We start from the raw sequence: 13,813 nt of genomic DNA, 5'->3' as shown, positions 1-13,813 counted from the left end.
CCTGCACACAGCCGCCATAACTGACGGATCATGCGCCTATTAGAAGACCGAGTTCTCACACCCGGCCACTGATTTACAGTGGCGGAGCGCAGGCTAGTTCCGGGAAATGGCAGACGCAAGCGGGTTTGAGTTTCTAGGAAACTTCACACCGGAGATACGGACGAGACCTGCGCAATCGTCACATTTTTTGTAGGAATTCACGGGCTCGTCGACATCCCGGACCCTGTAGGAGCCAACTTGTTGGCGAAGCGATGGGGCAGGCTGCTCTTTGCCCAACTGCCACCGAGATCCCTGTGGGAGCGAATTTATTCGCGAAAGCGGTGGGTCAGGCAATGCTTCGTTTCCGGTCGGGCCCCTTCGCGAATGAATTCGCTCCCACGGGATCCAGGCAACCCATCACCCTCTGTCTGCCACCCATTTACCTCAAAAATGAACATCAAGCTGTCACACGGGTCCGTTACTACAATGGGGCATACGTGTCGATCCGGCAGAAACGTCTGCAAATGCGACATTTTTTGTTGATCTCTAACCCCTCAGGTCCTAAAGTTCGCGCCGAACGTCCAAGCTGGAAACGATCCATCCGGCTCAAGTACTGACGACGAGACAGCAAGGCCACGGGAGGCGACCTCCAGATGGCCTTTTTTGCTTTCGGCGGACATGCCTTGGGAAGTAGGCGAACCAAAGTGGGGATACGGAGGGCGTTCATTTGCACCCATTGATTAATGCAGTTTGCCAGTAGGAGTTTCCGCATGCCGATCCAGGTCGAAGACTATTTCCAGCGCGACACCTTCAACAAAATGAAGGCGTTTGCCGACAAGCAAGAAACCCCGTTCGTGGTTATCGATACCGCGATGATCAGCCAGGCTTACGATGACCTGCGCGCAGGTTTCGAATTCGCCAAGGTGTACTACGCCGTCAAAGCCAACCCGGCGGTCGAGATCATCGATCTGCTCAAGGACAAAGGTTCAAGCTTCGACATCGCGTCGATCTATGAGCTGGACAAGGTCATGGACCGCGGCGTCACTCCAGACCGCATCAGCTATGGCAACACCATCAAGAAATCCAAGGACATCCGCTACTTCTACGAGAAGGGCGTGCGTCTGTTCTCCACCGACTCCGAAGCCGACCTGCGCAACATCGCCAAGGCAGCGCCGGGTTCGAAAGTCTACGTGCGTATCCTGACCGAAGGCTCGACCACGGCTGACTGGCCGCTGTCGCGTAAATTCGGCTGCCAGACCGACATGGCCATGGATCTGCTGATCCTGGCGCGTGATCTGGGCCTGGTGCCTTACGGCCTCTCGTTCCACGTCGGTTCGCAACAGCGCGACATCAGCGTCTGGGACGCAGCGATTGCCAAGGTCAAAGTGATCTTCGAACGTCTGAAAGAAGAAGACGGCATCGTCCTCAAGCTGATCAACATGGGCGGCGGCTTCCCGGCTAACTACATCACCCGCACCAACAGCCTGGAAACCTACGCTGAAGAAATCATTCGCTACCTGAAAGAAGATTTCGGTGATGACCTGCCGGAAATCATCCTGGAACCGGGTCGTTCGCTGATCGCCAACGCCGGTATTCTGGTCAGCGAAGTGGTGCTGGTCTCGCGTAAATCCCGCACCGCAGTAGAGCGTTGGGTGTACACGGATGTGGGCAAGTTCTCCGGCCTGATCGAAACCATGGACGAAGCCATCAAGTTCCCGATCTGGACCGAGAAGAAAGGTGAGATGGAAGAAGTGGTTATCGCCGGCCCAACCTGCGACAGCGCCGACATCATGTACGAGAACTACAAGTATGGCCTGCCGCTGAACCTGGCCATCGGTGACCGCCTGTACTGGCTGTCCACCGGTGCTTACACCACCAGCTACAGCGCCGTAGAATTCAATGGCTTCCCGCCGCTGAAATCGTTCTACGTCTGATTGATCTGATGCGCATAAAAAGCCCGTGACGAGTCACGGGCTTTTTTATGCGAGAAGTTATCTCCGCTTTTGAAACAACGAAATGGCCTCAGCGGATGTACGTTGTATTTCTCTTAGCGAGACCAGCAGAATGCCGACACTGGCCTTGAGGCGGGAAGCTTTGGTGATGGTTCTCAGTTGTAGTGACTGCCAGACACAATGAGCTGTCATCTCTTTCAAGCCTGTGAGATGTGCGGTCAGATTGCTATAGGCCATGTGACTGAGTGCGTATTCTCTTAGGTAGGCGTCGATAAACTTCATTGCCTGTGCATAGCGGTAGGCTGAAGTGGGGTTTGGCGCAACGCTGATGCTGCCAGATATACGTCCCCATGCAGGGCCGACCTTGATCGAAGTGGCGTTTGAAAGCATATTTTCGCGTTGTGCAAAGAGGTAAATATTACTGTACGTATAGTCGATCAGTCGTGGCAGTACAGTGTAAGTTCCTGTTGCAAGGTGTATCGCGGTCCCCTGCTGCTGATTGAACGCTTTTGTGAGTTGAAACGTTTTGGAAGTGGCAAGCTCGAAAAGTCTGGCGGTATCGGGTGTGCCTGGGGCCTCTAGTGCCTGCTGAGAAATGAGTATGAACTCATCAATAAAAAGCTGAAGCTCCTTATGTAGCGATGTAAAAGCGTCCAGGGTGCCGCGCCAGGTATTCGCATCCGCCTTGGCCCGGTTAATCAGTTTGTCTAATTCAAACAATGTGTACTGACGCGAATCTACAGTAAACCCCAAGTTGAGCGTGGTTCTGGATAGAAGCAGCGAGGTGGGGAGCTTATCTGAAAAGAACGCGTAGTTGTCGAGTTGATTAACATCTAGCGCAGTAAAGTAATTCATCATTTAGTCGCCCAAGGGCTGGGGTGATAAACAGCGTTATCATCAGCTTTCTGGTAGTGATGGCGTCGTGCAGGAGCGTTCAAAACCGCCCCTGCGATTGCTATTGTAGAATGCGACGAACGCTGTCGCTGACTTGACTTAGCGTATTGGCCGCAAGTAACTAGTCAGTGCTGTTGTTTCAGCAATAAAATCGTGCGCTACACCTTCGTCCACCGTGGACATGCGGTTGAATCGGGCCTCGTAAGCCCGAACGGTCTCAACCACTTTGCTGTATTCGCGTTTGTAGGCCAGGAGTTCATCATCAAAGGCGTGCACGGCCTGAATCATGCTGATGCGACGTCCTGCGGCGCCAAGATCCAGTTGTTTGCCGCGTAGGGTGGTGGCGTACTCTTTGCTGCGGTCGCGCAGTACATCTCGCAGGCGGATCAAACCCATGTAATTCAGGCTGGCATCCAGCTTGTCAAGGGACTGCTTGAGCAGATCCAGCGCCAGTGCTATCGCGGCCGCTTGGGGTGGGGTAGGACCCAGTGCAGCAACCTTTTCGCCGGTCAGGATGGCGTCTTGGGCAATTTCGCCAAAGCCTTTGCTTTCGATTGCATTGATCGCTGCCGTTAAGGTGGCGCGCTCAGCCTCAACCTTCGCCTGGCTGGCTTCGATCTCCTGTATTTCCAAGGGCAGGCGTTCCAGCTCGGTATCGAACCCCAAGAGATTACGCAAGGTAGAGGTGCGCTCGAACGGTTCACTGATTGAAAGCAGCGAGGAGGCCAGAATACTGGCTTCGCTGCGGGTGGTTTTTAGAACGGTGTTCAATTCCCTGGCCACATCGGCAAGAATTTCCAGGCGCTCGGTGTCATCGGAAGATTCCTCGAATTCCGTCAGATAGCCACCTATGATTCTGGCTTGCGAATCCAGATTATGTTGCAGCCGCTGAGTAACGTCGCGCAGTCGGACATGACTTTGGTTCAGCGTTGAATTCAAACGGTTGAACTTGTCGTACAGGCTTGGTAAATAAGAAGTTTGGGTATAAAACACTTCGATGTCGATCATCTTGTCGTTGCAGGATTGCTTGGACTGTCGAAGAGCGGTCAGATCGAGGGCTTCTGATTGCAGGTAGTCGGTTGGTTCGAAGGTGACATTCATGTTTATGCTCCACTGCCCAGACGGTTGGGCTGGCTTTGATATTCTGCTCTGAACTCTTTGTCCGCTTCGGCGAACACGGCTAATAGAAGACCTGCATCTTTTTTAATCGCATCCCAAGGATCGACGACCAAACGGAACGCACCAATGAACCTGCGAACTGAAAGTGCATCATCTATCTCATCAACCCTGTCCGAGGACTGCTTGATAAAGATGGACAATCTGTTCCAGACGGTGACAAGGTTTTTAGTGGCGATGTCGGCATCAATGACGATCAGATCGAGATCTTGCAAGTCGAGGCGTACTTTGTTGAGCGAACCCAGAATACGATTTTTGGTCTGCATCTCAGCGATATCGCGAGCTTGTTCGGCCCGAAGTCTGTCACGCTCTTTACGAACTCTTTCAGCGTCTACACCGGTGTAGATCGACATGGCGAGACCTACAATATTAAAAGAGCCTGCGGAACCTATCGCCTGTTTAACCAGATCTTTGTACTCTTTTACCTTGTCATCAATATGGGTGGCACGGCGATTGATGATGACGTTAAGCGCTTTGATATCGTCGGACAAGGTAGAGTTATCTATCAGTCGAAGTTTTAACTGGAGTGCTGGACGTACCTGCTCAGCCAATATGATGGCGAACGTATCAAGACGAACCTTGATACTGTTCGCTTCGGCCTCCTGCTGCTTTACGCTGTCAAGAATTTTATCGAGGATATAGCCGAAGTCGCTAACGGCTTCTTTATCCCAGTCGTCGAGGGCTATTCCAGGAAATTTATGGCCCATGCTGACTTCAAGCTTGCGGACATCTTCGAGGGTTTTAATGTTGTACTCATCGAGCCTGTCAAGCGCCCTGATATCTGTGACAACTTCTTCCATGGATCTTCCATGGCTTTGCATTTCGCCCGCAAATACCTCCAGTTTCTGCCCTACAGATATAAGATCGACCCGCAGCGGGTTCCAGCTGCTGGCATGGTTATGGATCAACGTGAAGGTCTTTTGGAAGTCTACCGCTTCAAGCCCTTTACCCGCGCCGGTCGCATACCCCAGATAATGGATGACGTTGTTGAGTTCGACGGGCAAGGCCAGCCCGGCAATCTCGTAACGTTTAATGTTCTTGAGTTGCTCCTTGGTGAGAAAGAGCCCTGGCTCTCGCGCGGAATCATTATGATTAGCTGCAGAGTAGTCGAACAGTAAAATAGGAGCCCGGGCGGCTTCATCGACAACCGTGTCAGTACTGACAGGGAGGTTTTCATAAATTGACATATCATTAATCCTTTAATGATGTTCAGTTACAAGTAGGTGCCTCTAATAAGTATTTTTGTGCGCGATGTATAAATCCTTTTGCACGCTTTGAGATTAGGGTGGATGTCGCGTTACTGTCAAAGTGGAAAAGTAGTCCGTGAATGTAGGAGAATTACTTTTACGGAGAGGGCTTATAGTTTTCGGGGCATTTTCAATAGACCTTGAAAAAGCCTGAAATAGTTCACGATAAGAGCGGCATATCCTTTGCAGTTAGTGACCAGGGCAAAGCGGAAAAGGGAGGGCCGCTATGCGACGTTCTCACCCTCAGTCGAATAGCGAATGAGAATTTTTGTCGTTTACAGGCATAATGCGCCGCATTGCGGGTCCATGAGGTCGTAAGGGTGCTGACGAAGATTCTGTTTCAAGTTCACTGGTTCTTCGGTATCACGGCCGGGCTGGTGCTGGCGTTGATGGGTATAACCGGGGCTCTTTATTCGTTCGAGGATGAGATTCTTGAATGGATCAACCCTGACGCGTTGATCGTCGAGGCGCGTGGCACACCTTTGCCACCGGTAGAGCTGGTGCGCAAACTGGAAGCCGAAACGGGGCTTACCGTGGCGATCTTGCGGGTACAGGTCGTGGGTGAAAAAGCTGCACAGGTGTATTTCACTCCGCCACCCGGCGAGCGGCGCGGGCCGATGCGCAATTTCAACCCGTACACCGGTGAAGTCACGGGCGACGCCGCCGGTGCCGGTTTTTTTGATTTTGTACTGAGACTGCACCGCTTTCTGGCCATGGGTGAATACGGCAAGCAGGTGACCGCTGCCTGCACGCTGATTCTGATTTTCTTCTGTCTGTCCGGGCTCTATCTGCGCTGGCCGCGCAAGGCCCTGAACTGGCGCATCTGGCTGACCATGGACTGGGCCAAGAAGGGTCGCAGTTTCAACTGGGACCTGCATTCAGTGTTTGGCACCTGGTGCCTGCTGTTCTATCTGTTGTTCGCCGTCACCGGCTTGAACTGGTCTTACGACTGGTTCAGTAATGGCATGCACGCCTTGCTGGGCGATGCGCCCATCGGCGAGCAGCGACGGGGCGGGGGTATGCGTCCTGTCGGTAAAAGCGAGCCGGCCCCGAAGGCGGATTACGTTGCGATCTGGAGCAGCATTCAGTCGGCGGCTGGCCCAGGCTTGGCCTCGTACAATATCCGCCTGCCCAACACGGCTGGTCAGCCCGCGACGATCTTCTATCTGCTCAAGGATTCGCCCCATCCTCGGGCGCTCAACCAGATCACCCTCGACCCTGCCACCGGCGACATCAGTGCGGTGTCCCGCTATGCCGAGAAGAGCTTCGGCGCGCAGTTGCTGGTCAGCAATTACAGCCTGCACGTTGGCAGTTACTTCGGCCTGCCAGGGCGCATCATCATGACCGTCGCATCGCTGATGATGCCGCTGTTCTTCATCACGGGCTGGCTGCTGTATCTGGACCGTCGGCGCAAGAAACGCGATGTGCGCAACGCCCGTGCGGGGGTTGCCAGCAACATTGAAGGGCCTGCATGGCTGATTGGTTTTGCCAGCCAGAGCGGGTTTGCCGAACAGTTGGCCTGGCAGACGGCGGGGCAATTGCAGGCTGCGGGAATGCCGGTGAACGTTCAGCGCCTGGCTGACGTAACCGAACAGGATCTGAGCCAGAGCCGCAACGCGCTGTTTGTCGTCAGTACCTTTGGCGATGGCGAAGCACCGGACAGCGCCCGGGGGTTCGAGCGCAAACTGCTGGGCAGCGGCTTGTCGCTGAACAATCTCAATTACGCGGTGCTGGGTCTTGGTGATCGCCAGTATCAGCACTTCTGCGCGTTTGCCCATCGCTTGCAGGACTGGCTGCAACAGCAGGGCGGTCAGTCGCTGTTCGCCCCCGTTGAAGTGGACAGTGCCGACCCGGTCGCCCTGCAGCATTGGCAGCAACAGTTGGGGCAGTTGACCGGCAGCACGCCTGCGGTTCTCTGGCAGGCGCCCGCTTATGACAACTGGGTTCTCTCGCAGCGCGAACTGCTCAATCCGGGCAGCAGCGGTTCGAAGGTGTTTTTGCTCGGTCTGACGCCTCCCTCTTCAATGGCATGGGCGGCCGGTGATCTGGTGGAGGTGATGCCACGCAACAGTCGGCAGGCCGTAGAGGACTTTCTCACCGGGTTGGGCATTGTGGTGAACTCCCCGGTGAGTGTCGGCGGGCTGGAGGAGCCCATCGAGGTGGCGCTGGCCAGTCGTCAATTGCCTCACCACCGTGCGCATCTGGTAGGGCTGCATGCTCAAGCATTGATTGATGCGCTGGTGCCGTTGGCTCCGCGCGAATACTCCATCGCGTCGATTGTCGAGGATGGCGTGCTGGAGTTGATCGTGCGTCAGGAGCTGCATCCCGATGGCAGCCTCGGGCTGGCTTCTGGCTGGTTGACCGAGCATGTAGCGCTCGATGACTCAGTCAGCCTGCGGGTTCGGCGCAATAGTAGCTTCCATTTGCCCGCCGAGCCGCGCCCGTTGATTTTGTTGGGCAACGGAACCGGCCTGGCCGGATTGCGCAGCTTGCTCAGGGCGCGCATTGCGCAGGGGCAAGTGCGTAACTGGCTGCTGTTTGGCGAGCGTCATCAGGCCTATGACTTTCATTGCGGCGACGAATTACAGGCGTGGCTGGAAGCAGGGCAACTCACGCGGCTGGACCTGGCGTTCTCCCGTGATCAGGCAGAAAAAATTTATGTGCAGGATCGCTTGCTGCAAGCCGCTGACGAGTTAAAAGCGTGGCTGGCTGAGGGTGCATCGATTTACATCTGCGGCAGCCTGGAAGGCATGGCGGCAGGCGTGGACGCCGCGTTGATCGAAATCCTTGGCGCGCAGATGGTGGGGGAGTTGATTGAGGAAGGCCGGTATCGAAGGGATGTTTATTGAGCCGCAGATACTGAGTTGGAGTACGGTTTATTGTGGGAGCGGTGCTTGCCCGCGATAAGGCTGGACGAGATCTAAAGTGAACCGCGTCCAGCCTTATCGCGGGCAAGCACCGCTCCCACAGGATTCACCGTCACCTGTTGGAGCGAGGCTCTACCTACGCCGCCACAAACTGCTCAGCGTAATGGCAGGCAACCTGACGGTTGTCGACCAGACGCAGGGCCGGTTCTTCGGTGGAGCATCGCTCGGTCGCGTACGGGCAGCGCTTGTGGAAGGCGCAGCCGCTTGGCGGGTTGAGCGGGTTGGGCAGTTCACCGACGATCTTGATCTTCGGCTTCAGCGGGTCCGGGTGAATCGTCGGGGTCGCCGACAACAATGCCTGGGTGTACGGGTGCAGTGGACGGTTATAGATCTCTTCCTTGGGACCCATTTCCGCCGGGCGACCCAGGTACATCACCAGCACCGTATCAGCGACGTGACGCACCACCGACAGGTTGTGGGAGATGAACACGTAAGCGGTGTTGAACTCCTGCTGCAGGTCCATGAACAGGTTCAGCACCTGTGCCTGAATCGACACGTCCAGCGCGGAAGTCGGTTCGTCTGCCACCAGTACTTTCGGTTGCAGCATCATGGCGCGAGCCAGGGCAATACGCTGGCGCTGGCCACCGGAGAACATGTGCGGATAGCGCTGATAGTGCTCAGGGCGCAAACCGACCTGAGCCATCATCGCCTGCACTTTCTCGCGACGTTCCTTGGCAGACAGATTGGTATTGATCAGTAACGGCTCGCCGAGCTGATCACCGATTTTCTGCCGTGGATTGAGCGACGCATAAGGGCTCTGGAAAACCATCTGCACGTCTTTGCGCAGTTGCTTGCGTTGATCCTTGGTGGCGCCGTTGACTTCCTGACCGGCGATTTTCAACGAGCCGGAAGACGGCTCTTCAATCAGGGTCAAGGCGCGGGCCAGGGTCGACTTGCCGCAGCCGGACTCGCCGACCACAGCCAGAGTCTTGCCTGCCTCAAGTTCGAAAGACACGCCGTTAAGGGCGCGCACCAGTGCGTGACCCTTGAACAGGCCGCGGGAGACTTCGTAGTGACGGGTAAGGTCGCGGGCGGTAAGAACGACGCTCATTACGCCACCTCCTGATTCAGCGGATAGAAGCAACGCGCCAGGCTGTGAGCTTTCGGATCAAGCCCTGGGCGCTGGGTGCGGCATTTGTCCTGCACGTAAGGGCAGCGCGGCGAAAGCAGGCAGCCTTGCGGGCGGTCATAACGGCCTGGAACCATGCCCGGCAATGTCGCCAGACGTTCGGCGCCCATACTGTGCTCCGGAATCGCCGCCAGCAGGGCTTCGCTGTAGGGGTGTCCCGGCACGTCGAACAAGCCCGGTACCTGACCCACTTCAACGGCCTGGCCTGCGTACATCACGCAGACACGCTGTGCGGTTTCAGCCACAACCGCCAGGTCGTGAGTAATCAGCACCAGCGCCATGTCCTGCTCTTTTTGCAGGCTCAGCAGCAGGTCCATGATCTGCGCCTGAATGGTGACGTCCAGCGCGGTGGTGGGTTCGTCAGCGATCAGCAGTTTAGGTTCGCCCGCAATCGCCATGGCAATCGCCACACGCTGGCTCATGCCGCCCGACAGTTGATGCGGGTACGCATTGAGACGCGATGCCGCGCCCGGGATTTCAACTTTCTGCAGCAGTTCAAGGGCACGTTGACGCGCCGCTTTGCCAGACAGGTTCAAGTGCTGACGCAGAACCTCTTCGATCTGGAAGCCCACGGTGTAGCTGGGGTTCAGCGCGGTCATCGGGTCCTGGAAGACCATCGCCAGGTCTTTGCCGATGATCTTGCGACGCTGCCGGGAGTTGAGCTTGAGCAGCTCATGGCCGTCGAAGTTCAGTGAGTCAGCGGTGATCACACCAGGGTGATCGATGAGGCCCATCAACGCCATCATGGTCACGGATTTACCCGAACCCGACTCGCCGACGATGGCCATGACTTCGCCTTTCTCGACGCTCAACGATAGACCGTCGACAACCGGTACAGCGCTTGAGTCGCCGAAGCGGACGTTGAGATTCTTGATTTCCAGAAGTGACATGCGAATCTCCTCAGGCGGCATTTTTGAGTTTCGGGTCCAGCGCATCGCGCAGCCCGTCGCCCATCAGGTTAATTGCCAGCACGCTGAGCAAAATGGTCAGACCCGGCAGGCTCACTACCCACCAGGCGCGTTCGATGTAGTCCCGTGCCGAAGCAAGCATGGTGCCCCACTCAGGTGTTGGCGGTTGTACGCCCAAACCGAGGAAGCCCAACGCTGCAGCGTCGAGGATTGCCGAGGAGAAACTCAAGGTCGCCTGCACGATCAGCGGCGCCATGCAGTTTGGCAGCACGGTGATGAACATCAGGCGCGGCAGGGTAGCGCCAGCCAGACGTGCAGCCGTCACGTAATCGCGGTTCAGTTCGCCCATCACCGCAGCGCGGGTCAGACGAACGTACGAAGGCAGCGACACAATGGCGATAGCGATCACGGTGTTGATCAGGCCAGGGCCGAGGATAGCGACAATCGCCACAGCCAGCAGCAGCGAAGGCAGGGCGAGCATGATGTCCATCAGGCGCATGATCGACGGGCCGAGAATGCGCGGGAAGAACCCGGCGATCAGGCCCATGAGAATGCCCGGAATCAACGACATCACCACCGACGACAAACCGATCAGCAGCGACAGGCGCGAACCTTCGATCAGACGCGACAGCAGGTCACGGCCCAGTTCGTCGGTGCCCAGCAGGAATTGCCATTGACCGCCTTCAAGCCAGACCGGAGGGGTCAGCAGGAAGTCGCGGTATTGCTCGCTCGGGTCATGCGGCGCGACCCAAGGGGCGAACAACGCGCAGAACACGATCAGGGTCATGAACATCAGGCCAGCAACAGCGCCTTTGTTTTTTGCAAAGGCTTGCCAGAATTCTTTGTACGGCGAGGGGTAAAGCAGGCTTTGATCGACTGCTACCGAAGGAGTAGGTGTGCTCATAGGTAAGGATCTCAGCGCTGGTGACGGATGCGTGGGTTGGCAAAGCCGTAGAGGATGTCCACCACGAAGTTGACCAGGATCACCAGGCAGGCGATCAGCAGAATGCCGTTTTGCACCACTGGGTAGTCACGGGCACCGATCGCCTCGATCAGCCACTTGCCGATACCCGGCCAGGAGAAGATCGTTTCGGTCAGTACCGCACCGGCGAGCAGGGCGCCGACTTGCAGGCCGAACACGGTCAGTACCGGGATCAGCGCGTTACGCAGGCCATGAACGAACACCACGCGCGCAGGCGACAGGCCCTTGGCACGAGCGGTCCGTACGTAGTCTTCACGCAGTACTTCGAGCATCGAAGAACGGGTCATCCGCGCGATCACCGCCAGCGGGATGGTGCCGAGCACGATGGCGGGCAGAATCAGGTGATGCAGGGCATCAAGGAAGGCGCCTTCTTCATCACTGAGCAATGTATCGATCAGCATGAAACCGGTTCTTGGCGGGATGTCATACAGCAGGTCGATACGCCCGGAGACCGGCGTCCAGCCCAGCGTCACCGAGAAAAACATGATCAGGATCAGGCCCCACCAGAAGATCGGCATCGAATAGCCTGCCAGGGAAATACCCATCACCCCGTGATCGAATAACGAGCCCCGTTTGAGCGCCGCGATGACACCGGCCAGCAGACCGAGAATGCCCGCGAAGATCAGCGCTGCAATCGACAGTTCCAGAGTGGCCGGGAACAGTGCGGTGAACTCGGTCCACACGCTGGTCCGCGTGCGCAAAGATTCGCCGAGATCGCCTTGGGCGAGCTTGCCGACGTAGTCGATGTATTGCGCATACAGGGGTTTGTTAAGGCCAAGACGTTCCATGGCCTGGGCGTGCATTTCCGGATCGACCCGGCGTTCACCCATCATGACTTCAACCGGGTCGCCCGGAATCAGGCGGATCAAGGCAAAGGTCAGCAAGGTGATGCCGAAAAACGTGGGTATCAACAACCCCACTCGGCGGGCGATAAAACTAAACATCTTTGTGTGTACCTCATCAGCCGGTTAGGCGTATTCCAGCGGGGCTCTGGTTAGAGCCCGCCGGATTATTTTTCTACTTCACCCTGGTAGTGGCGAAGTTGTTATTGGTCAGCGGGCTAATTTGGTAGCCTTCGACGTTGCTACGCATTGCAGTAAACAGTTTTGGATAAGCCAGGCTTAGCCAAGGCACGTCTTTGGCAAATATTTGCTGAGCTTGTTCATAAAGCGCAGCCCGTTCAGCTGGATCGGTCTTTTCCCGGGCCTTGGAGATTGCTTCTTCAAACGCCTTGTTGCACCAGCGGGCGTAATTTTCACCATTCTTCGCTGCTTCGCAACTCAGGTTGGGTGTCAGGAAGTTATCCGGGTCGCCATTGTCGCCAGCCCAGCCTGCAAACACCATGTCGTGTTCACCTGCTTTGGCACGTTTTAGCATTTCGCCCCATTCCATCACTCGAAGATTCAGCTTGAGCCCGATTTTCGCCAGGTCTGCCTGCAGCATCTGTGCACCGAGCGCGGGGTTCGGGTTGGTCACTGCACCGCCATTACGCAGGAACAGGCTGAACTCCTGACCTTCCGGCACGCCTGCTTCTTTAAGCAGTGCCCGTGCTTTTTCCAGATCATGTGTCGGATTTTTGATGTCGTGGGCATAGCCGAGCAGGGTTGGAGGATACGGGTTTACCCCTTCAGTTGCTTTGCCTTCACCAAACAGCGCCTTTATGTAAGCCTTTTTGTCGAACGCCAGATTGATCGCTTCACGCACACGCACATCGTTCAGGTACTTATGCGTCGTGTTGATGGCGATGTAGCTGGTCATCATGGCTTCCATCTCGTCGATCTTGAGCTTGGGGTCAGCCTTGATGGTTGCGATGTCGTCCGGTTTTGGATAAAGCGCGACCTGACACTCGTTGGCCTTGAGCTTTTGCAGGCGCACATTGCTGTCCAGTGTGATCGCAAAAATCAGCGCTTCACTGGGCACTGCACCCTTCCAGTAATCCGGGTTGGCTTTATAGCGAACTTGAGCGTCTTTGGCATAGCGAGTCAGGATGAACGGGCCTGTGCCGATGGGCTTGCTGTTCAGTTCGGCGGTTTTGCCGGCTTTGAGCAACTGGTCGGCGTACTCGGCGGAGTAGATCGAGGTGAACGGCATGGCCAGGTCACGCAGGAACGGCGACTCAGGACGCGTCAGGGTGAATTTGACGGTGTGGTCGTCGACTTTTTCAATGCTTTTAAGCAGGTCATTGAAGCCCATGCTTTCGAAATACGGGTAACCGGTCAGAGATTTTTCATGCCATGGGTGCTTCGGGTCCAGCTGACGCTGAAAGCTCCAAAGGACGTCATCGGCGTTCATCTCGCGGCTTGGTTTGAAATACTCGGTGGTCTGGAACTTGACGCCTTTGCGCAGGTGGAACGTGTAGGTCAGGCCGTCGTCACTGACGTCCCAGCTTTCAGCGAGGTTGGGTTCAGTCTCGGTGGTGCCGGGCTTGAAGCCGACCAGTTTGTCGAGGAATGTTTCTGCCGTGGCATCAGCCGTGACAGCGGTGGTGTATTGAACGATATCGAAGCCTTCAGGGCTGGCTTCGGTGCACACCACCAAAGGCTTGGCCGAGACGCTCAGTGCCGCGCTGAACAGTGCCAGGGCGATAGAGTTGCGTAGCGATAGCAGTTTCAATGGGAA

10 protein-coding genes are annotated in these 13,813 nt (G+C 56.2%); 2 read left to right on the top strand and 8 right to left on the bottom strand.

Annotated elements, in window-relative coordinates:
* Positions 1-749 precede the first annotated feature (749 nt).
* Positions 750-1,913, top strand: coding sequence for a type III PLP-dependent enzyme (locus tag EE949_RS25185; RefSeq protein WP_027901326.1), 1,164 nt, complete (start codon positions 750-752; stop codon positions 1,911-1,913).
* Positions 1,914-1,970: 57 nt separating this feature from the next.
* Here EE949_RS25185 and EE949_RS25180 read toward each other — a convergent pair whose 3' ends face one another.
* The 3 genes from EE949_RS25180 to EE949_RS25170 all read right to left on the bottom strand — a co-directional run bounded on the left by EE949_RS25180 (position 1,971) and on the right by EE949_RS25170 (position 5,188).
* Positions 1,971-2,789, bottom strand: coding sequence for a hypothetical protein (locus EE949_RS25180; protein WP_122666784.1), 819 nt, complete (start codon positions 2,787-2,789; stop codon positions 1,971-1,973).
* Between the two features lie 135 nt (positions 2,790-2,924).
* Entirely contained in the window at positions 2,925-3,926 is a 1,002-nt protein-coding gene (locus EE949_RS25175) for an alpha-xenorhabdolysin family binary toxin subunit B (protein WP_122666783.1), read from the bottom strand.
* Between the two features lie 2 nt (positions 3,927-3,928).
* Entirely contained in the window at positions 3,929-5,188 is a 1,260-nt protein-coding gene (locus EE949_RS25170; RefSeq protein WP_240350482.1) for an alpha-xenorhabdolysin family binary toxin subunit A, read from the bottom strand.
* Between the two features lie 383 nt (positions 5,189-5,571).
* On the opposite strand from EE949_RS25170, the gene EE949_RS25165 reads away from it, so the two are divergent.
* A complete protein-coding gene (locus EE949_RS25165) occupies positions 5,572-8,097 on the top strand; it encodes a sulfite reductase flavoprotein subunit alpha (protein WP_162874011.1) in 2,526 nt (841 codons plus the stop codon).
* A gap of 154 nt (positions 8,098-8,251) precedes the next feature.
* On the opposite strand, the gene EE949_RS25160 is transcribed toward EE949_RS25165, so the two are convergent.
* The 5 genes from EE949_RS25160 to EE949_RS25140 all read right to left on the bottom strand — a co-directional run bounded on the left by EE949_RS25160 (position 8,252) and on the right by EE949_RS25140 (position 13,807).
* Complete coding sequence (locus EE949_RS25160; RefSeq protein ID WP_122666780.1) at positions 8,252-9,226, bottom strand: peptide ABC transporter ATP-binding protein; 975 nt, start codon at positions 9,224-9,226, stop codon at positions 8,252-8,254.
* Positions 9,226-10,194, bottom strand: coding sequence for an ABC transporter ATP-binding protein (locus EE949_RS25155; RefSeq protein ID WP_122666779.1), 969 nt, complete (start codon positions 10,192-10,194; stop codon positions 9,226-9,228). Before EE949_RS25155 ends, EE949_RS25160 begins: the two co-directional genes overlap by 1 nt.
* 10 nt (positions 10,195-10,204) lie before the next feature.
* Positions 10,205-11,116 carry an ABC transporter permease subunit gene (locus EE949_RS25150; protein ID WP_122666778.1) on the bottom strand — a complete coding sequence of 304 codons (912 nt, stop codon included), beginning with the start codon at positions 11,114-11,116 and terminating at the stop codon, positions 10,205-10,207.
* Between the two features lie 11 nt (positions 11,117-11,127).
* Positions 11,128-12,138 carry an ABC transporter permease subunit gene (locus tag EE949_RS25145; protein ID WP_032624860.1) on the bottom strand — a complete coding sequence of 337 codons (1,011 nt, stop codon included), beginning with the start codon at positions 12,136-12,138 and terminating at the stop codon, positions 11,128-11,130.
* A 73-nt stretch (positions 12,139-12,211) separates the two neighbouring features.
* A complete protein-coding gene (locus EE949_RS25140; RefSeq protein WP_122666777.1) occupies positions 12,212-13,807 on the bottom strand; it encodes an ABC transporter substrate-binding protein in 1,596 nt (531 codons plus the stop codon).
* Between the last annotated feature and the right edge of the window lie 6 nt (positions 13,808-13,813).

Origin of the sequence: Pseudomonas viridiflava, assembly GCF_900602065.1 — a bacterium.
Taxonomy (GTDB): Bacteria; Pseudomonadota; Gammaproteobacteria; order Pseudomonadales; family Pseudomonadaceae; genus Aquipseudomonas.
The sequence above is the reverse complement of the archived record's forward strand: the minus strand, read 5'-3'. Positions and strand labels throughout refer to the sequence as shown.